General features: G+C 47.9%; 20 protein-coding genes. 12 read left to right on the forward strand and 8 right to left on the reverse strand.

The window, feature by feature from the left end:
* The first annotated feature begins 14 nt into the window (after positions 1–14).
* Complete coding sequence (locus ACX9NY_RS24825; protein WP_472475677.1) at positions 15–1,586, forward strand: chitinase; 1,572 nt, start codon at positions 15–17, stop codon at positions 1,584–1,586.
* Positions 1,587–3,686, forward strand: a complete 2,100-nt coding sequence (locus ACX9NY_RS24830; protein ID WP_472475679.1) for a glycosyl hydrolase family 18 protein — start codon at positions 1,587–1,589, stop codon at positions 3,684–3,686.
* Positions 3,687–3,840: 154 nt separating this feature from the next.
* Here the strand turns inward: ACX9NY_RS24830 and ACX9NY_RS24835 are convergent, their stop codons facing one another.
* Together ACX9NY_RS24835 and ACX9NY_RS24840 are read right to left on the reverse strand one after the other, a co-directional pair.
* The gene (locus ACX9NY_RS24835) at positions 3,841–4,698 is read right to left on the reverse strand and encodes an aldo/keto reductase (RefSeq protein WP_339238684.1); all 858 of its coding nucleotides are present in this window, start codon (positions 4,696–4,698) and stop codon (positions 3,841–3,843) included.
* Positions 4,699–4,892: 194 nt separating this feature from the next.
* Positions 4,893–6,107 (reverse strand): MFS transporter, encoded by a 1,215-nt coding sequence (locus tag ACX9NY_RS24840; RefSeq protein ID WP_472475681.1) that lies wholly within the window; start codon positions 6,105–6,107, stop codon positions 4,893–4,895.
* Positions 6,108–6,271: 164 nt separating this feature from the next.
* On the opposite strand from ACX9NY_RS24840, the gene ACX9NY_RS24845 reads away from it, so the two are divergent.
* The 3 genes from ACX9NY_RS24845 (at position 6,272) to ACX9NY_RS24855 (ending at position 7,933) form a co-directional block, all read left to right on the forward strand.
* Entirely contained in the window at positions 6,272–6,667 is a 396-nt protein-coding gene (locus ACX9NY_RS24845) for a winged helix-turn-helix transcriptional regulator (protein ID WP_017691613.1), read from the forward strand.
* Positions 6,664–7,341, forward strand: coding sequence for a TIGR00266 family protein (locus ACX9NY_RS24850; RefSeq protein WP_339238682.1), 678 nt, complete (start codon positions 6,664–6,666; stop codon positions 7,339–7,341). Before ACX9NY_RS24845 ends, ACX9NY_RS24850 begins: the two co-directional genes overlap by 4 nt.
* A 130-nt stretch (positions 7,342–7,471) precedes the next feature.
* Entirely contained in the window at positions 7,472–7,933 is a 462-nt protein-coding gene (locus tag ACX9NY_RS24855) for a MarR family winged helix-turn-helix transcriptional regulator (RefSeq protein WP_339238681.1), read from the forward strand.
* A 144-nt stretch (positions 7,934–8,077) separates the two neighbouring features.
* Here the strand turns inward: ACX9NY_RS24855 and ACX9NY_RS24860 are convergent, their stop codons facing one another.
* A complete protein-coding gene (locus tag ACX9NY_RS24860; RefSeq protein ID WP_342573505.1) occupies positions 8,078–9,052 on the reverse strand; it encodes an aldo/keto reductase in 975 nt (324 codons plus the stop codon).
* A 115-nt stretch (positions 9,053–9,167) separates the two neighbouring features.
* Between ACX9NY_RS24860 and ACX9NY_RS24865 the strand changes: the two genes are divergently transcribed.
* Positions 9,168–10,208, forward strand: coding sequence for an LCP family protein (locus ACX9NY_RS24865; RefSeq protein ID WP_472479395.1), 1,041 nt, complete (start codon positions 9,168–9,170; stop codon positions 10,206–10,208).
* 192 nt (positions 10,209–10,400) lie between these two features.
* Complete coding sequence (locus tag ACX9NY_RS24870; protein WP_472475684.1) at positions 10,401–12,989, forward strand: DUF2339 domain-containing protein; 2,589 nt, start codon at positions 10,401–10,403, stop codon at positions 12,987–12,989.
* Between the two features lie 328 nt (positions 12,990–13,317).
* On the opposite strand, the gene ACX9NY_RS24875 is transcribed toward ACX9NY_RS24870, so the two are convergent.
* Positions 13,318–13,473, reverse strand: a complete 156-nt coding sequence (locus ACX9NY_RS24875; protein ID WP_017691624.1) for a hypothetical protein — start codon at positions 13,471–13,473, stop codon at positions 13,318–13,320.
* A gap of 414 nt (positions 13,474–13,887) precedes the next feature.
* Here ACX9NY_RS24875 and ACX9NY_RS24880 point away from each other — a divergent pair, with 414 nt between their 5' ends.
* Positions 13,888–14,559, forward strand: a complete 672-nt coding sequence (locus ACX9NY_RS24880) for an FHA domain-containing protein (protein WP_339238674.1) — start codon at positions 13,888–13,890, stop codon at positions 14,557–14,559.
* Positions 14,560–14,585: 26 nt separating this feature from the next.
* The gene (locus tag ACX9NY_RS24885) at positions 14,586–15,164 is read left to right on the forward strand and encodes a class I SAM-dependent methyltransferase (RefSeq protein WP_472475686.1); all 579 of its coding nucleotides are present in this window, start codon (positions 14,586–14,588) and stop codon (positions 15,162–15,164) included.
* 163 nt (positions 15,165–15,327) lie between these two features.
* Here the strand turns inward: ACX9NY_RS24885 and ACX9NY_RS24890 are convergent, their stop codons facing one another.
* The 3 genes from ACX9NY_RS24890 to ACX9NY_RS24900 are packed head-to-tail and all read right to left on the reverse strand — an operon-like array spanning position 15,328 to position 19,155.
* Complete coding sequence (locus tag ACX9NY_RS24890) at positions 15,328–17,631, reverse strand: carbohydrate-binding domain-containing protein (protein WP_472475688.1); 2,304 nt, start codon at positions 17,629–17,631, stop codon at positions 15,328–15,330.
* A 26-nt stretch (positions 17,632–17,657) separates the two neighbouring features.
* The gene (locus ACX9NY_RS24895) at positions 17,658–18,338 is read right to left on the reverse strand and encodes a DUF4956 domain-containing protein (protein ID WP_091012463.1); all 681 of its coding nucleotides are present in this window, start codon (positions 18,336–18,338) and stop codon (positions 17,658–17,660) included.
* On the reverse strand, positions 18,331–19,155 hold the full coding sequence (locus ACX9NY_RS24900) for a VTC domain-containing protein (protein ID WP_472475690.1): 825 nt from the start codon (positions 19,153–19,155) through the stop codon (positions 18,331–18,333). Before ACX9NY_RS24900 ends, ACX9NY_RS24895 begins: the two co-directional genes overlap by 8 nt.
* A 253-nt stretch (positions 19,156–19,408) precedes the next feature.
* Here ACX9NY_RS24900 and ACX9NY_RS24905 point away from each other — a divergent pair, with 253 nt between their 5' ends.
* The 3 genes from ACX9NY_RS24905 (at position 19,409) to ACX9NY_RS24915 (ending at position 21,952) form a co-directional block, all read left to right on the forward strand.
* Complete coding sequence (locus ACX9NY_RS24905) at positions 19,409–20,086, forward strand: response regulator transcription factor (protein ID WP_253442924.1); 678 nt, start codon at positions 19,409–19,411, stop codon at positions 20,084–20,086.
* Positions 20,086–21,438, forward strand: a complete 1,353-nt coding sequence (locus tag ACX9NY_RS24910; protein WP_472475692.1) for a sensor histidine kinase — start codon at positions 20,086–20,088, stop codon at positions 21,436–21,438. The genes ACX9NY_RS24905 and ACX9NY_RS24910 overlap by 1 nt, the downstream gene beginning before the upstream one ends.
* A 202-nt stretch (positions 21,439–21,640) precedes the next feature.
* Positions 21,641–21,952 carry a hypothetical protein gene (locus ACX9NY_RS24915; RefSeq protein WP_076332227.1) on the forward strand — a complete coding sequence of 104 codons (312 nt, stop codon included), beginning with the start codon at positions 21,641–21,643 and terminating at the stop codon, positions 21,950–21,952.
* Positions 21,953–22,385: 433 nt separating this feature from the next.
* Here the strand turns inward: ACX9NY_RS24915 and ACX9NY_RS24920 are convergent, their stop codons facing one another.
* Positions 22,386–23,153 (reverse strand): SDR family NAD(P)-dependent oxidoreductase, encoded by a 768-nt coding sequence (locus tag ACX9NY_RS24920; RefSeq protein WP_076332059.1) that lies wholly within the window; start codon positions 23,151–23,153, stop codon positions 22,386–22,388.
* Positions 23,154–23,331: the final 178 nt, after the last annotated feature.

Raw genomic sequence — 23,331 nt, forward strand, 5'->3', positions numbered from 1 at the left:
AGGAGGGATTTTGCTTGAATCAAGCTGTTCGATTCCGCCCGGTTATTACATTTGCTTTGGCATTTCTTCTACTTCTTTTGTGGTTTGCACCGAGAGCCGATGCCGCCGCCCAGTGGCAGGCAGGCACCGCATACAAGAAAGGAGACCTCGTCACTTATCAAAATAAAGATTATGAGTGTATTCAGGCCCACACGGCATTGACCGGATGGGAGCCCTCTGTTGTACCCGCGTTGTGGAAATACGTCGGGGAAGGTTCGGGAGGGGAAACGCCAACGCCAGATACGGCACCGCCTTCTGTTCCTGCGGGTCTGACTTCATCCGCCATAACGAACACCTCCGTTAGCCTTGCCTGGAATGCATCCACGGATAATGTGGGTGTAGTGGCATATGAGGTGTACCGGAACGGCGTTCTTGTGACAAGTACTTCAACTACAACAGCTGTAGTCACGGGACTGACAGCTAGCACGACCTATGCTTTTACGGTAAAAGCCAAAGATGCCGCAGGCAATATATCCGCTGCGAGCACCTCCCTCAGTGTAACGACTTCCAACGGGTCTTCCAATCCTGGGCCAACCGGCAGCAAATGGCTGATCGGCTACTGGCACAACTTCGATAATGGTTCAACGAATATCAGACTTCGTAACGTATCAACAGCCTATGACGTCATTAATGTCTCCTTTGCCGAACCAATTTCACATGGCAGCGGAAAGCTTGCTTTTACTCCATACAATGCAACGGTAGCCGAATTCAAATCTGATATTGCCTACCTGCAAAGCCAGGGGAAAAAAGTACTGCTTTCCATGGGGGGAGCCAACGGTACCATTGAGCTTACCGACGCGACCAAGAGACAACAATTCGAAGATTCGTTAAAATCAATCATTTCTACGTATGGTTTCAATGGTCTTGATATCGATCTGGAAGGAAGTTCCCTCTCTCTGAATGCAGGGGATACCGATTTCCGTAGTCCAACTACACCGAAAATTATTAACCTCATCCAAGGCGTGAAAGCGGTTAAGTCACATTTCGGCGCTAATTTCATCCTGACGGCTGCGCCGGAGACGGCCTATGTACAGGGTGGATATCTGAGCTACGGCGGCCCTTGGGGAGCTTACTTGCCAGTCATCCATGCCTTGCGTGATGACCTGACCTTGCTTCATGTGCAGCACTATAACACGGGCTCCATGGTGGGGCTGGATGGACGCTCTTACGCGCAAGGAACAGCTGATTTCCATGTGGCCATGGCGGAGATGCTGCTTCAAGGCTTCCATGTAGGCAGCAGCTCAGGCCCGTTCTTTAGTGCCCTGCGACCGGACCAGATTGCGATCGGCGTACCGGCCTCCCAACAGGCTGCCGGGGGCGGGTATACCACGCCAGCCGAACTGCAGAAGGCGCTGAATTACCTAATCAAAGGTGTGTCGTACGGCGGTTCCTATACTTTGCGCCAGCCTGCGGGTTATGCGGGGATAAAAGGGATTATGACCTGGTCAATCAATTGGGACGCATATACGAATAACCAGTTTTCGAGCGCACATCGTCCGTTCCTGAATGGGCTGAGTACGCAAACGACAAAGGAGGTTGTGTATTAGATGATACCTTTCAATAAACACACTGCTTTCAAGAAGACTGCAACGTTTTTACTGGGTCTATCCCTGCTCTTATCCATCATTGTTCCTTCTTTTGTGCTCCAACCCGCTACGGCGTCAGCAGCTGATGCTTATAAAATTGTCGGTTACTACCCGTCTTGGGCTGCGTACGGGAGAAACTATAACGTAACGGATATCGACCCAACCAAGGTTACGCATATCAACTATGCTTTTGCCGATATCTGCTGGAACGGTGTTCATGGGAATCCGGACCCTTCGGGCCCTAATCCGGTGACCTGGACATGCCAGAATGAAAAGAGCCAGACAATCAATGTACCGAATGGAACAATCGTACTTGGCGATCCATGGATTGATACCGGCAAGACATTTGCAGGGGATACGTGGGATCAGCCCATTGCAGGCAATATCAATCAGCTGAACAAGCTGAAACAGATCAATCCTAATCTGAAGACGATCATCTCCGTCGGAGGATGGACATGGTCCAACCGCTTCTCTGATGTGGCTGCGACTGCTGCAACACGGGAGGTATTTGCGAACTCTGCCGTCGAATTCCTGCGCAAATACAATTTTGACGGGGTAGATTTGGACTGGGAGTACCCGGTATCAGGCGGGCTGGATGGTAATAGCAAACGTCCGGAGGATAAGCAAAATTACACGCTGCTTCTGAGCAAAATCCGTGAGAAGCTGGATGCTGCCGGAGCTGTGGACGGCAAGAAGTATCTGCTTACGATTGCAAGCGGAGCGTCGACGACCTATGCTGCAAATACTGAGCTTGCCAACATAGCTTCCATCGTCGATTGGATTAACATTATGACATACGATTTTAACGGGGCTTGGCAAAAAGTCAGCGCGCATAACGCGCCGTTGAACTATGACCCTGCGGCTTCGGCTGCCGGGGTGCCGGATGCCAATACATTTAATGTGGCTGCCGGAGCACAAGGGCATCTGAATGCCGGAGTACCAGCCGCCAAACTTGTGCTTGGTGTTCCATTCTATGGCCGCGGCTGGGATGGATGCGCACAGGCGAGCAATGGCCAGTATCAGACCTGTACGGGAGGTTCCTCCGTTGGAACATGGGAAGCAGGTTCCTTTGACTTCTATGATCTGGAGACCAACTACATTAACAAAAACGGGTACACGCGTTACTGGAATGATACGGCCAAAGTGCCATATCTCTATAATGCATCCAACAAGCGTTTTATTAGCTATGATGATGCGGAGTCGATTGGATATAAAACCGCTTATATCAAGAGCAAGGGGCTCGGCGGTGCGATGTTCTGGGAGCTTAGCGGTGACCGCAACAAAACACTCCAAAATAAACTGAAAGCTGATCTGCCTACCGGAGGTACAGTACCTCCAGCAGATACGACGGCGCCAAGCGTACCGGGAAATGCCCGCTCGACAGGTGTGACGGTCAACTCGGTGACGCTCGCTTGGAATGCTTCAACGGATAATGTCGGGGTTACCGGGTATAACGTCTACAATGGTGCCAATCTTGCTGTCTCCGTCAACGGAACGACCGCAACAATCAGCGGTCTGTCCGCGGGTACTTCCTATACCTTTACGATCAAAGCAAAGGATGCGGCAGGTAATCTGTCTGCAGCCAGTAATGCTGTAACTGTAAGCACCACGACTCAGCCTGGAGGTGATACGCAAGCGCCAACTGCACCGATGAACCTGGCATCGACAGCGCAAACGGCATCCAGCATAACGCTGAGCTGGGCGGCATCTACGGATAACGTGGGTGTAACGGGTTATGATGTGTACAATGGAACGGCTTTGGCGACATCTGTCACCGGAACGACAGCAACGATCAGTGGGCTCGCTGCGGATACCTCGTATACATTTACGGTAAAAGCAAAGGATGCGGCGGGGAATAGTTCTGTTGCGAGCAATGCGTTGACTGTGAAAACGGCAGCAGGGACGACGAACCCGGGCGTTTCCGCCTGGCAGGCGAATACAGCCTATACTGTAGGACAACTGGTCACGTATAGCGGCAAGACGTATAAATGTTTGCAGTCCCACACTTCCTTGCCTGGGTGGGAACCTTCCAATGTGCCTGCATTGTGGCAGGTTCAATAGTTAAAATATGCAATACCTCATTTTGAATTGAATTATGCAGTGTTAGCGAGGTTTGGCTATAGGGAAGAGAGTATAACGAAAAACCACCGGCTCCTGGTCCGGTGGTTTTTCGTTATGTTATATCAAACAACGCAGGCTCGCAAAAGGTTATTCATTAAAAATCGAAGTTGTCCGGATCAGGTCCAACGCGTACATCTTCGTTCAGAGCACTGATCTGATCCATCTCTTCATTGGAAAGTTCAAAGTCGAAGATGGAGGAATTTTCAATAATCCGGTGTTCCTTGGTGGACTTCGGAATGGTAATGACTCCATTTTGCAGATCCCAACGCAGGATGACTTGTGCAACAGATTTGCCTTTGGCTGAAGCAATAGCCGTGAGTACTGGATTGTCCAACAGCTGGCCTTGCATCAGAGGGGACCATGCTTCGAGCTGGATACCATGCTTTTCGCAGAAAGCCTTGAGTTCTACCTGAGTCAGGCGAGGGTGGTATTCCACCTGATTAATCATCGGTTTCACTTCGGCATCCTGCATCAGGTCTTCGAGGTGATGAATCTGGAAGTTACTCACACCGATGGCCTTAATGCGGCCGGCTGCGTACAGCTCCTCCATGGCTTTCCAGGCTGCTTTGTATTTGCCTGCCTTAGGCCAGTGAATCAGATACAGATCCAGGTATTCCAATCCTAGTTTGTTCAATGTGGTATCAAAAGCAGCAAGTGTCTCTTCATATCCGAGGTCTGCATTCCATACTTTAGATGTAACAAACAGCTCTTCGCGCTTCAAATTGTTTTCTTGCAAAGCTTCTGCAATCGCTTGTCCAACACCGGATTCATTACCGTATATTGCAGCAGTATCGATACTGCGGTAGCCATGTTTAATTGCATTTTTCACAGCATCAACCAATTCAGTTCCTTCTTCTACCTTAAATACACCTAATCCGAACCAAGGCATAGAAACACCGTTATGCAGACTTACTGTGGATTGTAAATGTTGTGCGGTTTGAGCTGTTGTCATGAGATTTCCTCCTTAAAGTGTGTAAAAATCAGTGATTTCAAGCTGAATTATCATTTTTTATCATACAAAATTAAATCATAGTAGATCAAATTGGGTTCAACGTATATAGTATAATAAAATACGATATGAAACCGGTTCCCCTTGAAGACTGACATGGAAATATATCAGAGTGAGACCCAAAATCAGAATGGAAATTAGAATGAAGCTTTCTCCGTGTTGACGGACCCATGTTGATCCTTGCTTTCCAGCATTTTAGCCCATGCGGTCAGGATCACAGCTACGAGAACCATCAAGGCTCCGACCCATGTCGTGTGAATCAAACCAATGGAGTCATTGATTACTCCGCCCAAATAGGCACCTATGGCGATGCCTGCATTAAATGCGGCGATGTTAAAGGCTGAGGCTACATCTTTGGCCTGTGGTGCATATCGTTCAGCCAAAGTTACAACGTACATCTGAAGACCAGGCACATTCATGAAGGCAAGTAGCCCCATCCCCATAATGGTGAGCAGTGCTGCCAGCTTAAACGGAACGGTGAAGTACATGACACCTAGAATGATGGTCTGAATGATGAACATGTAGAAGAGCGCCTTGAGCGGGTTACGATTGGCTGCTCTGCCGCCGATGATGTTGCCGACAGCAATGGCAATTCCGTACAACAACAGAATGAACGCGACTGTTTTCTCGGAATATCCACTGATATCATGCAACAATGGGGACAGATACGTGAAGACAACAAATGTTCCTCCGTACCCGACAGCAGTAATGGCAAAAGCAAGCAGCAAGCGCCCACCTGTAACCAGCTTCAGCTGATCCCGAAATGCCGTTCGTGTTCCTCGCTTCAACGTGGATGGCACGAGTATGAGGTTTCCAATCATCGCAATGATGCCAACCCCAACAATCAGGATAAATGCAGCGCGCCATCCCATATGTTGACCGATAAGTGTACCAAGAGGTACACCGGTTACTGTGGCAATGGTCAGACCGGAGAACATGATGGCAATGGCACTCGCCCTACGGTTGGCAGGTACCAGATCCGCTGCGATGGTGGAGCCGATGGACATGAATACGCCATGTGCCAGCGCGGATATCACTCGTGCTATGAGTAACATGGTAATGCCTGTCGATAGCGCAGCCATCGTGTTACCTGCGATGAATACAATCATGATGGCAAGCAATAGCGTTTTACGTGATATGGTAGACGTCAGTGAGGTCAGAACAGGAGCCCCAAAGGTAACGCCCAATGCATATAAAGTAACGGTCAGTCCCGCTGTAGTTACGGAAATGCCCAGGTCATCTGCAATGAGGGGCAGGAGCCCAACGCTGATAAATTCTGTGGTACCGATGGCGAACGCACTAATGGCCAGTGCCAGCAGCGCCCATGTGCTGCGTTTTGAATCTTGTAACATTTCTTGCTCAACTCCCCCGAATGTAGATTTACGTACCGGCAAATGCTATTATGAGTTATTCAGTATAGATTGAATAGTACGTACTTTTTAGTACCCTACGTACTTTTTGGTGCCTATACAGCATGCGACGGATGTAATCCAATTCATCAGGGAGGTAACAAGTTATGGTCAGAAAGAAATATAACATCTCGGTTGAAGCTACTCTGGAGGTGATCGGTGGCAAATGGAAATGCGTCATTCTCTGTCATCTGACACATGGGAAAAGACGAACCAGTGATCTCAAGCGTATTATGCCCGCAATTACACAGAAAATGTTAACACAACAACTGAGAGAGCTTGAAAACGACGGGATCGTTAACCGAATCGTATACAATCAGGTCCCTCCCAAAGTAGAATACGAATTAAGTGATTACGGGCGGAGTCTTGAACCGATTCTCAATGCGCTCTGTAATTGGGGAGATCAACATATTGTGAAGGAATACGGAGACAAATCAGCAGTTCTGGAAGACAATGGGCTCAATGATTTTAACTCTGACAATAGGGAGCTGGTGCAGCCGTGAACTATGAGATTCTATATGATGGTGCTTTTGCGATGCTTAAGGTACATTTGCAGCGGGGAGAGCGTTTCAAGGCCGAAAGCGGTGCGATGGTATCCATGACGCCAACGGTTGAACTGAAGGGTTCAGCAGAAGGTGGAATGTTTGCCGGGTTCGGTCGAATGCTGAGCGGAGAGAAGTTCTTCTTTCAGGAACTAACGGCTGCGGGCGGGCCGGCAGAGATTCTGCTCTCACCTTCAAGCATGGGCGATGTAGAAGCTGTCGAATTGGACGGTTCCTATTCACTCTATGTGCAGAAAGACGGATTTCTAGCGGGGACCGAGGGCATACAGGTGAATACCAAAATGCAAAACCTGAAGAAAGGTCTCTTTTCGGGAGAAGGTTTCTTCATTATTGAGATCAGTGGACGTGGAACTGTATTTCTGTCTTCCTACGGAGCAATCCATGCGATTAATCTGGCAGCAGGTGAAGAAATGATCGTGGATAACGCTCATCTGGTGGCATGGCCTCATTATGTAGATTACCGTATAGAGAAGGCTTCACAGGGCTGGTTATCCAGTGTTACAAGTGGAGAAGGATTGGTATGCCGGTTCCGTGGAGAAGGGACCATTCTTATACAGAGCCGTAATCCGCAAGGATTCGGACAATGGGTGAAGCAGTTCATCCCAACGCGCTAATTTTATTCAAAAGAACGTACAGGGTTGCAACGGATGTATCTCCATCATCGTTATATGAATAATGGATTTACTTCATTGACTGGTGGGTACATAATCTGTTGCATAAGGTCGCACATCATGGAGGTATGAGATGAAAAGCTCACGGTATAAAAACGCACAAGAAAGCCCGGGATATCTGTTATGGCAGGTTACAGCGATGTGGCAAAAGGAAGTACGCAGGGTGCTGGAGCCACTCGAACTGACACAGCCCCAATTTGTATTGTTGCATGCCTGTCTGTGGCTCAATGAACGTGATGAGGAAGGCAAGGGAGTCACTCAGGTTCAGATTGCACAATTTGCCAAAGTAGATGTTAATGTGACTTCTCAGGTTCTGCGTGCTCTTGAAAAGAGAGGCTTGATTACGCGTGCTCGTCATCAGACGGATACACGTGCCAATATAATTACCACAACGGAAGAAGGGACCCGATTGGCCATTGAAGGAATCCACTTGGTTGAGGAGTCGGACAAGGCTTTTTTCGAAACTTTGGATGACCGTAAGGAAGAGTATATGCAGATCATGCAGGAGTTTCTTCGCCAAAAAACAGAGGGCTAATCCATAATAAGATTTTTTTTAATTTATTAAACTACAGATTGTAGTGGAATTGGGAATTTTCTGAATACTTATGATTATAATGTCTATACAAAAATCAAAATGAACCTCCTGACTTTATCCGTCGGGAGGTTCATTTCATTTACTTTAATCGATTCGGTAGGACGCAAATGGCTCGCGGCGACGGAAAGAGTCACTGATCTGATCCAGATCGGTCAACAGCTCATCGGGCAGTGACATATCCAGACTAGCCAGATTATGCTCCAGCTGTTCGGTGCCTGTAGCGCCAACAATGACTGTGGATACAGCCGGACGTGTCAGTAGCCATGCGAGAGACAGCACACTCGGGGAACACCCGTATGAAGCAGCTTTGGCACTCACTTGTTCACTCAGTTGAAGATTATGCTCCAGCAGAAAACGATTGAAGGTCGGGTCGGTGTCGGCTCTGGAGCCGGAAGGCACGCTGGCCTGTCCGTTATATTTACCCGTCAGAATACCGCCTGCGAGCGGGAAATACGGGATAATGCCTACACCCTGATCCAGACACATCGGTACCAATTCCAGTTCAGGCGTACGGTCTGCCAGGGAGTAGCTGGTTTGGGTAGAGATGTAGCGCACATAACCTTTCTGTTCACTGATCCCGAGAGCTTTCATCAGCTCCCAGGCTGCGTAATTGGAGGCGCCGATGTACCGAACTTTGCCGGAAGTGACCATATCGTCCAGCGTGCGGAGTGTCTCATCCAGCGGTGTATGCGGATCAAAGGTATGGATCTGATACAGATCCACATAATCCGTTTGCAGACGCCGCAGGCTATGTTCTAGCTCTTGTTGCAGATGGTAGCGGGAGGAACCGCGCCCATGGGGACCGTCATGCCGGGGAAGTCCGGCTTTGGTCGCAAGCACCGCGTTTTCCCGACGACCTGTGAGGGCCTGTCCAATGATGCGTTCTGATTCGGTACCTGCGTAGATATTGGCGGTATCGATAAAGTTGATGCCCTGATCCATCGCTGCATGAATAATGCGGGTAGAAGCTGCTTCATCCGCGCGTTTGCCAAATGCATTGGTGCCGAGCCCCAGTGCCGATACCCGTAAACCACTATTGCCCAAACGTCGATATTCCATCATTCATCGCTCCCTTTATGTTCATTTATGTAATGCAGATTATAACGTAATCTATTGTCAACGTGTTATTAATATAGTTAAATGATTCTAAGAACCCGTTATTAAAGGAGATATGATGGAAAACAGTGCTGCACATTTAACAAGACGGAAGCCGAAGAAACCGAAGAAGAAATGGAAGAAGCCATTAATCATCACCCTAAGTGTGCTGCTTGTGCTCGGAGGACTCGGATTTATTTATCGAAAGCAACTCGTCGTGTTTGCCTTTAATATGTTCGCCTCCGGTACGGTGAAGGAAGCCTTGGATGACTCCTTTAAACCAGCTGGCGATAAGGATGCCCCTGTCGTGGAACATACGGACCCATTCTCGCTGTTGTTGCTCGGTATTGATCAACGCGATAACGAACCAAGCCGTTCGGATACGATCATCTATTCCGTCGTGCGTCCAGAAGACAATAAAGTGCTGCTGCTGTCCATTCCACGTGATTCCTATACCGAGATTGTCGGGCGGGATGTGAAGTCGAAGATTAACTCAGCGTACGCCCACGGTGAAGCCAAGATGGCGATGGATACGGTGGAGAATTTGCTCGGGAACAAAGTGGATTTCTATGCCGCGATTAATTTTAATGGGCTCAAGGATATTGTTGATGCGGTGGGTGGTGTTGAACTGCCGATCAAGAAAAACATCGAGAACAAATCAAAAGCGCATGAGAAACTGTTCGTTGAAGCCAACAAACCGATCTATAGCGGCGAAGAAGCGCTTGGTTATGTGCGTTACCGGGAAGATTCCGATTTCAATCGGACGATGCGTCACCGGATTTTCCTAAGTGCCTTCATGAATCGTGCGCTGGAGGTCAAAAATCTGACCAAGATCCCGGACGTCATCCAGATTGCCGGATCGAATTTTACAACCAACATGACTTCGGACTTCATCGTGAAGTTTGCCGAGTCCTTATATATGAAAGACAATGCACCCACGATCAGCAACTATATGCTGAAGGGTGATGGCGCGATGCGCAGTGGTACATGGTACTATGACCTGTCAGAGGACGATCTGCAATATGTGCGTGGCATGATCGCCAGTTGGCTGGACCCGGATGCGACCGAGATTATTGAACCGGAAACAGCGGATCAGACAGATACACCGGATGCAGCCTAAGCATCCATTCTTGTACAAAATGCTCATATGAATAAAAAGTCGGGAGAAGCGTTTGCTTCCCGGCTTTTTTTGCGTTTGAGATCCCACTGATGAAACGTTGTACGGATATATCTAATGTTTAAAACTCTTTTTATGGCATACATATAGTAAAATACAGGGAAAAGATTAAACATCAACCAATGGAGGAAGTACATGAAGGAGTTTAAGGATCGGCTTGAACAGGTTCAGGAGCAGCAGAAACAGCTGGCGAAGGAGTATCACGCCTTGCTCCAGGAATACCACTCCGATGACCTGATCGTTAAGAATGAACAGTTACAGGAACAGTATGAAGCCCAGAAGCTCAAGCTGCACCAGCTTGAACTTCGCTCGCGCAAGATGGAAGAAGAGAATGCACGTCTTCGCATGGCGTTATCTGAACAGATGTTGGATGAGAAGCTTAATCTGATCCGGGTATCGCGGGAGAAGATGGAGACGTATTTTCAAGGAAAAACGGCGGTACATAATGATCGAGTTGCTTTCCATGAACATCGAACCAAGTCCAACCTGAACGCGCTGTACAACCAGGCAGCACAGGAGTTACAAGAGGATTCCCAACAAATGAAGGAGAGGATTGCTTACCTGGCGGCAGAGGTGAAAGAGCGCATTGAATCACACAAGCGAGCCGTATGGGAACGAGAAGAGGCTCTACGTGGGCATATGGAACATGGATATGAGCAGATGGCGGAGGAGGGATTGAGCGAAGAGACCATTCAGCGCCGGATCAAGCAGAATCGCATGGAGATGAAGATTGGGCTTAGCTGGATCAACAAAGTAGCCATCCTGCTCCTCATTCTGGGGGTTGGGGCAGCGTTCCAATACTCATACTCGACTTGGTTTAATGACGAGATGAAGAGCGTAGCCTTTTTCCTGCTCGGTGCACTGATGCTCGCTGGAGGAGAGTGGCTGTTCCGCCGTAAAAAGCAGACGTTTGCGATGGGCCTGCTCGGTGGCGGGATCTCTGTGTTGTTTGGCTCCATCTTCTATAGTTACTTTTTACTGCATATTATCGGGTTATATACGGGACTTGCCCTCTCTGTATTGGTATCGGCAATCTCCGTATTGTTGTCCCTAAGGTATCAGTCGAAGACCATCTGTTCACTCGGTCTGGTGGGCGGATATCTCCCGCTATTCTCCTATATGTTCTCGTTCGGGCTTGAGGGTACTGCTGTCTATGTAGCCATGATCTATCTGCTGCTCTTAAACGGCATTATTGTGTTCATATCATTCGGCAAACGATGGCCGGTAGTGCACTATATCAGTTTCCTGTTCAACACACCATCCATGCTTATCCTCTTGTGGCTGTCGCCAAGTGAGAAGATTGGCATGTTGTATTCCATTGTGACGTTTGCATTATATCTGGGCATTACACTGGCATATCCGTTCAAACATCGGATGAAGTTAACCTGGTGGGATTTCGCTCTGCTTGCTATGAATACGACCATCAGTTGCCTAATGTTATACGTGTTATTTGATGTGGCGGATTGGAATGATGCTCAGGGCTTGTTGGCATTAATCTTCTGCCTGGTATATCTGGGTCTCGCACGATTCGTTCAGCGCAATATGGCTCAGGAGAAACAGACCATTCTGCTCTTCTATATCACTTCCCTGACCTTTGCCATTCTGATTATTCCGTTCCAGTTCGGGGCCAAGTGGTTATCGATGGGCTGGTTAATTGAAGGGGTTCTGTTGGTTACGCTTGGACATCTGAAACGGTTCAAGTCGGTGGAACGTGCCGGATGGGGTATTGTGCTGCTATGTCTAATCACTTTCGTGTATTATGACCTGCTCACGCTATTCTTCATCGGGGAACGTTCTTACTTCATGTTAAAATACTCCAGCATCACGCTGGGGACCCTGCTGATTACACTGTATTATGCCTGGGCAGTTTACAGCAGCTCATCTGCCAGGGAGAGATTCAACTACAGCCCGCTGGAACTGGGCTTTCTGAACGGATTCAAGTATGTAACACTCGCCAATCTGTGGATATACGTGCTGTATGAATCGAATGAATTGTATACCAGAGCTGTGGATGGGACGTTCCTGTTATACATGTTCTACAAGCTGCTCATGTTTGCAGCGCTGACCATTGCATTGGCCTATGGATTGAGCAAAGTGAAGTTGTTGCGTGATCCATACGTACAGATGTATACGACTTTCCTGCATGCCATTGGTTGCTGTATTGCACTGGCTGTCACCTTAACCATGCCAGCGCTTCAGCCGGAAGTTCAGCAGCATACAGCGGCAGAGATTGTGGGTTTGCTGGTGCTAATCATCTATAACGTAGGGGTGTTCTTTGCAGGAAGGGATCTGCTGATTGCAGGCATCCGCAGGCAGTTCAAGAGCATTGAATGGTACCCAGTTATCGCGGGGGTATATCTGCTAGGGGTCATCACCGTATTCCTGACGATCCAGTTCCAGTGGGGTGATGTGGGGCTGATGTTCAGCCTGATCTATCTGCTGCTGGCGATTCTCTATATTGCCTATGGATTCCGTAGAAAATATGTCATGATTCGGCGTCTGGGTCTTGGCCTAACGTTGTTCGCCACCGGTAAAATGGTGTTCTACGATGTGGGTATGCTTACCTCGGGCAGCAAAATCTTTGCCTATTTCAGCTTCGGTGTGCTGCTGCTTGGCATCTCTTACCTGTATCAGAAGGTGTCGAGTCGGATGGAGGAAATTCAGTCCAGAGAGACAGCGAAGCCTGACGACGAACCCACTATGCCGGAGGATGAACAAGATTGATTTGATTTTGAACGACCGAAGTCGCATTTGCGATCATATGGGGAGGGAATACGGCGCAAGAAAGAAGCGACTTTGACGTGAGTGTTGGTGGGATAGTGGGAATCTGCTGTCCACCTCACTTCGCTATGGGAAATAACTCGTTACCTCTGTTGTTCAAAGGATAGACGATCTTGCGTGTAATATAGATTTTTATATTAAAATGAGGCTCCGGGCTGCTGTGACCAGCAATCTGGGGCCTTTGATCTGTTTTAATTTGGATTCGATGCCATAGCCTATTATGACATTCGTGAAACGTTTTGCGCGGAGATCACGTTATAATAGAGTAGACTCAGGGTTGGATCTTCATCTGTAACCATGAGGTTTCGGCAGCCGAGGTGCCTTTCAGTGATTCTCCGCCATCATCATTCATACGGGAGAGCACGGTTAATGTCATGGACAAGGCGAAGGCGAGCAATACGTATATGAAAATGTTTTTTTTATTCATAGGAAGGTACCTCTCTTGTTGAATGAGCTATAGTAGATATCCGGCCGTCATGAGAAAAAAAGCACAACGTCTGGTATAGTAGAGTGAGCAGAACCAAATATAAATCGTTCCTGTATACCACTATATTGGTGTATGGTGGTACAAACAATGGAACAAATCTGATGAATTTATCATTATTGCTTCAAGATATGTTTATAGTACGTGTTCAAAAAGACCGGTTTTCAGTACCGAGAAGATGGTATGAAGCTAGAAATGGAGTAGCGGAGCGTAGGCAAACCTACGTGAGCAACGGACATTTCGGCTGAATTCCATATTCGATGTTGATGATGCCGTTAGGCATCCGTTGTAATCAAAAGCGGTTTTTTGAACAACCTCTTATAGAGATCGAGTGATCGTTGAAGGTGGGAGAATAATATGCGGGAGACGGCAAAAATCGTCATTCGTACGCCAGGGCAGGAAAGTGACGGCTCGTTCGCTTATGTAAGCCAGGGTCGCTCCATTACGGTGGGACGTTATACAGGCGGTAGTGAATTGGACTTGTCTGTTTATAATCAGATGATATCGAAGCGGCATTGCCGCATTCATTATGATGTACAGCAACAGTTATGGATTGAGGATCTGGATAGCAAAAATGGAACCGAACTGAATGGGCAGCGTCTCGTTCCCTATGAGAAATATCCATTTGGCGAAGGAGACAGCCTGACGCTCGTCAACGGTTTGATCCAGCTTCGCGCTGAAGGGGATCTTGGAGAGACAAGGGAATATCGGGTGTCGGATCTGTTGGGTGAGGGTGTACGCTTGCAGGATCACCTGCAAACGGTGCAGATTGGAGAGGTGGAAATTCCATTATCCAAGAAGGAATATCAGCTGTTCAAGCTGTTGTACAGCGAACTTGACCACTTTGTGACAAGGGAACAGATTGTGGCTCAGGTGTGGCCGGAGCGGAGCATGCTGGAGAGTGAAGCGGTAGGGATTGACGAGATTAACTCGCTCATCTATCGGACGAATCGCAAGCTGGGTGTACACTTTACCATCAAGTCTGTTTATAAAAAGGGTGTATATATGAAGTCTCATGTGCCGGATTGAATGAGTCATAACAAAGGGATGAGTTCATGTTCATCATTTACCTGATTCCATGGCTGATTGCTGTGGTGACATTGATCGGTGTCATATCCATCGTACTTATTAGTTGGAAAAACGGGATTTCCCCGATGCCCACATCCGGCCGCGTCAGGCAGGTGGTCATTCAAGAGGTGAACCGTATACCCGGGTACGGTGACGTGCTTGAAGCAGGTTCCGGATGGGGCACACTGGGACTGGATGTTGTAAGGCATTGTCCTGGTAAGAGGCTGACTGGAATCGAGAATTCAGTCATTCCCTTATGGTCATCCCAAATAATTGCCTATCTCAGTGTTCGCTTACGTCGAGCGAAGGGGGAAAAGCACTCTCTCAAGGGCAGGCTGCGCTTCATGCGCGGGGATATCTACACCAGTTCCTATGAACATGCGGATTGTGTGATCTGTTATCTGTTTCCGGGAGCAATGACCCGACTTCTGGACAAATTCAGTCGGGAGCTTCCGCCGGGCGCCAAGGTGATTAGTGTCTGTTTTGCGCTCCCGGGTAAGGAACCACTACGTACGATTACATGCCGTGATGCCTTGCGTACCAAGGTGTATGTATATAGCTTTTGAGGAAAAGGAGTACTTGGACTTCCCCTTGAGCAGAATGCTGTAATTCTGGTTCCAGAAGAATAACGAAAGAAAGCTCCGAACTCACATAACGTGAATTCGGAGCCTTTTTTGTTTCGCCTGCGCCTGAGAAGCGAGTTATGCGCTATGTCTCAGGACATGATGATTATTTTGCAGAATCGGTAGTGCCTGTGCTGTCGGATGTTGTACTGGATTGTGATCTGTTTCTGCCGCCTCCGAAGCCGCCTTGACCACGACCTCCTCCTGGACCACCCATACCTGTATTGGCTGTGGTCACACCAGATTCATTCACCCAAGTCACATTACTGGTCGATTGGAATGCAACCACTTGTGTTCCGCCACTGTAAGTACCGTCTGTGTATAGCCCATCCACCGCTTTACCTGTAGACGTACCACCGGAGTAAATCACGTATGAACCATCTTTTGCAAGATCCGGTGAGCTGACAACCACAGTTTGATAATCTTTTGCCGGAGCAAAGGTCAGGATGTTATTGCCTTCGCTATCTTGTACATGTACAAGTGTTCCAGCTTTTTGTGTTGCAGGGAACGTCATTACAATGGTATTTTGCGTGGACGCATCGGATGTTCCTTGTGCCATACCAGAGCTTCCGGCAGCTACGAGATATCCACCGCTGATTACAAATGTACCGTCATAATCCAATGCTCCGTTACCGTTATCCGTTGGTCCGTTCACAATAACCGTACCACCAGTCATATTAATGGAACCATTGGAATCCAGTCCGTCACCACCTGCGTTCACGGTAAGTGTACCGCCGTTAATGTGGAACTCGTTATTACTCGCTGCTCCCATTCCGCCCGGTCCACGTCCTTGCTGAGTAGCAGCTGTACCTTGGGATGCCTGATCGGTAGTCGATGTTGTACCCGTCGTCTCGGTTACAGAGATGTTGGATGTCGTAGCAGCATCGGTTGCTGTAGTAGCGCTATCTGTACTTGCCGCTGTATTTGCCGCTGTTTCCGTCTCGCCACCTGCAGCATTGACGCCATCATCGGATGCCGTTACATCCACATCCCCATCGTTCAGGGTGATGATTGCTCCTTCAAGTCCTTCATAGCTCTTCGCAATGGTGATGGTGCCACCGTTAATCGTCAGTTCCTGATCGGCATGAATGCCATCATCACCGGATTCAATGTTGAATGTTCCGTCGTTGACTGTCACGTTATTGTTGCTGTGCAGGGAATCATCCATGGAATCAATGGTATACGTACCGCCATTCACCGTAAGGTCTGTACCTGCTTTCAGTGCTTTGGCACTTGTGGACTCGGTTGCTGTTGCAGCAGTGTCCGCATCGGCATTGGTTTCGGTATCGGTTGTTGCTGCTGTGTTGGCAGAGCTGGACGCTGCTGCGCTGTTTGTATTAGTACCTGCATTGCCGCTGTTATTAGGCATCTCCGGCATATCTGCAGGAGATTCGCCATCCGGTGGTGTGCCCATATCGGTTGGAGGTGTTCCGCCACCCCATCCGCCGCCACCGCCACCAAATGGACCTTCTTCGACTTTGGCTGGAGCATTGGCGCTACTGCCAGCAGTCACAATGTTGTATGTGCCGCCATCCGTAACAAGTGCGGTTTCGGCTTGAATACCGTCGTTACCACTTTGAATATCGAAGGTACCTCCTGCGATGGCAACGAAACCTTTGGTGGTATCCGTGTCATTGGTGGATTTAATACCGTCGCCTTCGGCTTCAATGGTAATCGTACCCGCTTGAATGGCGACCATGTCTTTACCTTTGATGCCGTCATCGGCTGCTTTGACGCTGATGTTACCGCTAATGATCTTCAGATCATCCTTGCTCGTAATCCCTTCATTATAGTTACCTGTGACGGTCAATTGACCTGCACCGTTGAACGTAAGATCCGCTTTGCTGAAGATTGCAGCATCCGGCTCGTCTGTTGTAGCGTCAGCGTACACATACGTTTTACCATCCGATACGGTATTCTTGGTTCCTTTTTCGAGTGTAATCACCGCTTTACCGGCCTTCTGAATATAGATCGCTGCACTGTCATTATCATGGATCGTAGCTCCGTTTAATACGAGATGTACGGTGCCCTTATCGGCAACGTTGACCACGATCTGACCGTCGGTTAGCTCACCGCTAAGTACATAAGTACCTGTTTCCGTAATTGTTACTGAGCCATTGGCTGCTTTGGCGCCCGAACCGGTTACCGTTGCCGTTGTGCCGTTCAACTTAATCGCTGTGGAATCTGCCTCGCTCCAGCTAATGTTGGTATCGTCAGCATCCAGAGAGACCAGATCTGCATATTTCACAGAGGTTTGCTCGCTGACCGATACCGTTTTGGTTGTTCCTGTCGTTGACGTTGCGGCATTGGCGGTTGTGCTTGTGGTTGCAGGTGAACTGCATGCGGCGAGTAGGCTGGTAATCATGGCGATGGACCAAAGTTTGCTGCCTGTTATCACGTTTTTCTTCATATAGATCGTTCCCTTCGAATTAAGAATTAATATTCCGTTGTTGGACTCATGGTTAACGAGATATCCAGGTTGCCGTTCCGTGTGCGGATGGCATCAAGGAATTCCTTTTGGCTAACACTTTCGTGAATGGTTACACTGTAGACCAGCTCATACAGACTGCCGAGCTCGGTCGTTCTGATCTTTTTCAGGTCAAAAGGTACATTAAATGTATGGAACACTTCATTAAGCGCTTCTTCATAGCTCAAATTCTCAGGAATGGTGACTTTCAGCGTTTTCAGCTGACTCTTCTTGCCGCCGAAGTTGAAGCGACTCAGGACAAACATCAGCACACACAGGATAATCGTGAACAGCACTGCGTATCCAAAAGCACCTACACCGCAGGCAAGACCTGAAGCCATCGTGAACAATACATAAGCAATATCCTTTGGATCACCAGGTGCACTGCGGAAACGAATGATCGAGAAGGCACCTGCCAAGCTGAATGCTCGAGCAATATTGCTGCCGATGAGCAGGATGATGATGGCGACAATGACGGGCAGGACCACCATCGTTAGGGTGAAGCTCTGGGAGTATGTGGCTTGGTTGGTCTTCATGTACGTGAGGCTGATGATTAATCCCAGAATGATGGCAAGACCAATGGTGATGACTGCGTTGTTAAACGTCAGGTTGGTATCGGTAAGGGCGGAACTGAATAGTGAATCAAGCATATAGGACACGCTCTCTTTCTATAATCGTTTTATCTTGTTCTTGTTCTATGGATGGGTTGAAATCGGTGCCTGGTACAAGAATGCGCTCCGACTGGTAATTCAGGTTGGTTGTTCTCACCAGATGTCTGAACTCGTTGCCGTATTTGGAGAATCCAGTGCGGTAGAGACCATGCTCACAGAGCAGTTGCGACAGCCACAGCGGAACGGTTTTCTCGGCTTTCACTTCCATCAGCCATCTTCCGTCCTTCACGAGCGGTTCACCGTAATCTCCTTGTTCCAGCTTCAGATCGTATCTGCGGCTGCGAATGTTGGTGTCAAAGGTAATGCGGAGATCCCGGCTGTTCTTGTCAAAGAGTGCTTTGCGTTCATACGCCAGATACACTTTCGGTTCAAGATCGTAGAGGCGAAGGAAGTATTTGATCTCTTCCACAACCTGTTTGTTCATATAGTTTGCCAGCTCCGGTGCCTGTCCTGAACGAACGAATTCGTACGCTTCATCCAGCTTCAAGGCGGTTCTGCGCTTGTTCACCAAGCCAAAGACTTTCTTTTTGATCTCCAGATACACTTTGGCATTCTCTTCAGGTATTCCATATGCCCGCAGTCTCAGCTTCTCCTTGTATTTTGGTTTGGAGAGACTGGCGCGAATTAGGGAATCCTGTGGAGTGTCGAAGTACAGGTTACTGATGGAGTAGTATTCATGTTTCTTGTTGTAGGCATCCAGCTCCATGTATTTCAGCAGGTCGTTGTAGAAATGGGCGTACTGTTCATCCGTCAGAAGGTATTTGCTCTCATATCGGTTGAATACTTCAATTGCCATGTGGGGTTCAGTCCTTTCGTTGGTGGGTTGTATGTTTTGTTCCATCGTGTATTGCTTCCATGTCTGTATCTTAGAGGGCCAACCTTGAATGAATCTTAAATGGTTTTACATTGCGTTAACATTTTTTTACCTTCCTATAATAGTTCGCATCCGCAAAATGAATTAAGATTGATTCAAGGTTTAATTGATAGAATGGGAGATATCATACAGCGTTCATGAAGACGAATAATTCAAGCAGAGGAATGAATAGATGATGAGAATATTAATTGCGGAAGATGAGGTTCATTTGGCAGAGGCAGTATCTCAGATTTTGAAAAAAAACAACTACTCCGTGGACATGGTCCACGACGGCAGATCAGGACTCGATTATGCGCAGAGCGGCATCTATGACCTGTTACTGCTCGACATCATGATGCCAGAGATGGACGGAATCACCGTCCTGAAGAAACTTCGCAGTGAAGGCAATCATACGCCTGTCATTCTGCTTACGGCCAAGGGTGAACTCTCAGACAAGGTCACAGGCCTCGATTATGGTGCCGATGATTATATCGCCAAGCCCTTCGCCACAGAAGAATTGCTGGCCCGGATTCGTGCAGCCTTAAGGCGGAAGGGCGAAGTGGTTCCGGAGGACGGACTGAAATTCGGCGACATGGAGCTGAACACAACTCAGTTGAAGCTGAGCGTTCAGGGGAAGGAAATCAAGCTGAATCTGAAGGAGAATGAACTGCTGGAGCTGTTGATTACGCGCAAACAGGCGATTACCTCCAAAGAGCAGATTATTGAGAAGTTGTGGGGATTCGATTCGGAAGTGGAGTATAACAATGTGGAGGTGTACATCTCGTTTTTACGCAAAAAATTAACGTTCCTGAACTCGGCTGTCCGCATTAACACGATTCGGGGTGTAGGGTATGTGCTTGAGGTGACGTCCTGATGTTCAATAAACTCCGAAATCGATTCCTGATCGTGAATCTGGTGTCCATATCGATTATGATGCTGGTGGCATTTGCGACGATCTATACGATTACGTATCAGAATGTGCAACGGGAGACAAATATGGAGTTGTACAAGGTTTCTGATTTCTATCATAGTCCTTATAATTCATCCAAGATGCCGCGCGGGGAAGGTGGGGGGATAGGGACGGGGTCTGGATCAGGCGCTAGTACAGGTGCTTCCGGTTCAGATTCGCTACCTTCCAATGCCATGAGTGGTAACAATGAAGGACCCGGTGGAGACCCCAATGCACCTCCGGCGCGTTCCATTTCATTCATGATCAAAACGGATGACCAGTGGAAGATTACGGATACGCAATCCCGATTTGATATGGAAGATACGTTCTACACCGAGGCGTTGCAAAAGGTTGACCAGAATAAAGTTGGTAATTCGGAACGGCAGACTGGACAATTTGCATTGGATGGAACGGACTGGGCCTATGTAGTTGATCCGAGTGGTGATGGCCATATGATCGTATTCATTGATGTGACGGCACAACAGGGTATTCTGACCAATCTGATCTATACATTTGCTGTTGTTGGATTAATCATGTTGATTGGAATATACTTCCTGAGCCGTTATTTTGCGAATCGCTCCATTGCACCGGTTAGAGAAGCATTTGAGAAACAAAAACAATTCATCGGCGATGCTTCACATGAGTTGAAGACCCCTCTGGCGATCATCAATACCAATGCTGACGTGCTGCTTGCAAATCAGGAGGATACCATAGCGAACCAGGCGAAGTGGCTTCACTATATCAAGTCGGAAACCGAGCGCATGACCGGACTTACGAATGATCTGCTCTATCTGACACAGATGGACGACTCGCGCTCGACGATGATTCATGCGAAGTTTAATATGAGTGATGCGGTAGAGAGTATTATTTTGCCAATGGAAGCCGTTATTTTTGAGAAAAACATCTCACTTGATTACAACATTGAGCCGAATCTTACGGTTCATGGGAACATTGAGCAGATCAAACAGGTCATTCTGATCCTGCTCGATAATGCGGTGAAGTATTCTGGGCCCAGAGGGTCCGTAAACGTTACGCTACAGAAACAGAATAATGATGTCATGCTGGCCGTGTCCAATACAGGTGAAGGCATTGCACCCGAACATCTGGATCGGATTTTCGATCGATTCTATCGTACGGATTCGTCCAGAGCCCGCACACATGGTGGACACGGTCTGGGACTGGCGATTGCTCGGTCCATTGTGGATCAGCACAAAGGAGAGCTATACGCCAGAAGTGTGGTCGGAGAGGGCGCTACATTTTACGTACGGTTGTCGTAGGGATATAGTGAGGCGCTGGCGTAGAGTTGAACTCTCAACTCACTACGATGCAACAACGTCTTATTTTCACCTAGATGAGAATAGAGTATTTTACCTGCATTGCGGTTTCCCACACTAACCCTCGCTGCCGCTCTATAATCATTCGTTAGGCATAAGTTCTGCCTGTAATGGGTTAACCTATGCTACAATGGCAACAGTATGTATGAATCAAGGAGATGAACTGAACGTGGCAGAAGCAAACGCAATTAATGAACAAGAAATGATGCAGTATATTGCAGATAAAACGAAGGCAAGCCAGGCAAATATCGCCCTTGTACTGAAGCATGAGCAAGCGTACATCAACAAGGCGCATGAAAATGCCAAAGGTAACGATGTGGATATTGACGGCGATGATCTGGCTGACTACATCCTTAGTCGCAAAGATGTGAAGCTGGATGAGTTGACCGTAGAAAGCATTTTGGATGCTGAGATGGACTACTTGATGGACAAGGGTCACGCGGGGTACGTCGATTAAGTGATCGTAGGCAAAGTTTAACGAACCTGACACGCCTTATTCAGGTATTTCTCGCTCGATTGGAAATCTAACGAATCTCAGATACGTTATTCTCTGGATTCTAGGGCTTTTCGGTGCAATTGCAGCATTTGTGCGGAATTAGCATGTCTGAGATTCGTTAGTTCGGGGAATAAGCACTTTTAGCCGAAATAAGGTGTTCTGGGTTCGTTAGCGTGAGTGATCACAAGGGCAACGGCGAGGCGTTAAATGGCTGTTCCCAAAGTAACATTTCACATGCGCAGCCTTAAACATGCTAAGTTTAAGGCTAAGTATCGTACTGTAAAAAAGACCTCAACTCCACGTTACTGTGGTGTTGAGGCCTTTTTTTAGATTGTAGTGACAAGGCATCCCTTGGGGGATACTTGTCGGTATAACTCCCACAGTTTACAGCTTCTTATTGACCCATCATACCGCCATCTACGGTGTAGAGGGAAGCTGTTACATAGGATGCTTCTTCGGACAATAGGAAGTTCATTACCGCAGCGACTTCTTCCGGTTCACCGTAACGGCCCATTGGAATGGCAGATACCGTAGCAGATTGATAATCTTCCACATTGCCGGAATTAGCTTCGATCTGGCGCATCATGCGGGTATTGATTGTGCCTGGCAATACAGCGTTAACCCGGATATTGTAAGGTGCCAGTTCATTAGCAGCGGTACGTGTGAGGCCAACTACGGCATGTTTGGACATAATATATGGAGATACGGCAGGTGCGCCCATCAGACCCGCAAGGGAAGAGGTATTTAGAATCGCACCGGATTTTTGTTTTTTCATAACGGGAATGACATTTTGCAGACCCAGGAATACGCCACGAATGTTGACGTTATACACGGTGTCGAGTGCTTCAACACTCAGGTCTTCGATCAGTCCTGTTGGGCCTTCAATGCCGGCATTATTGGCAAAATAATCGATTCGTCCAAACGCATCCAGTGCTTTTTGCACATAGTTTTTCACGTCTGCTTCCTGGGATACGTTCGCTTTTACAGCGATGACGTGTTCCTTGTCGAGGTTCAGATCGGTGATCGTTTGCTGGATGGCTTCTTCATTCAGGTCAACCAGTACCAGATTGATTTTGCGCTCTGCGAGACGGCGTGCCAATTCTTTACCAATGCCTCCGGCTGCTCCTGTAATAACGGCTGTATGTGTATACGATGTACTCATGAATGATTCGCTCCTTATTCATTATTGGCAGGTATTTTTAAAAAAAGTTTCAACCTGTCGTCTATCTTTCCTGTCTCAATGTTAAGATATACATAGCCATGTGACAATAATCATTGACAGCGCATATGTCAGCTATCGGACAGAGATGTAAGCGGTGTTCATTTAGTTTACAATAATG

This window comes from Paenibacillus sp. CB74, assembly GCF_055687625.1.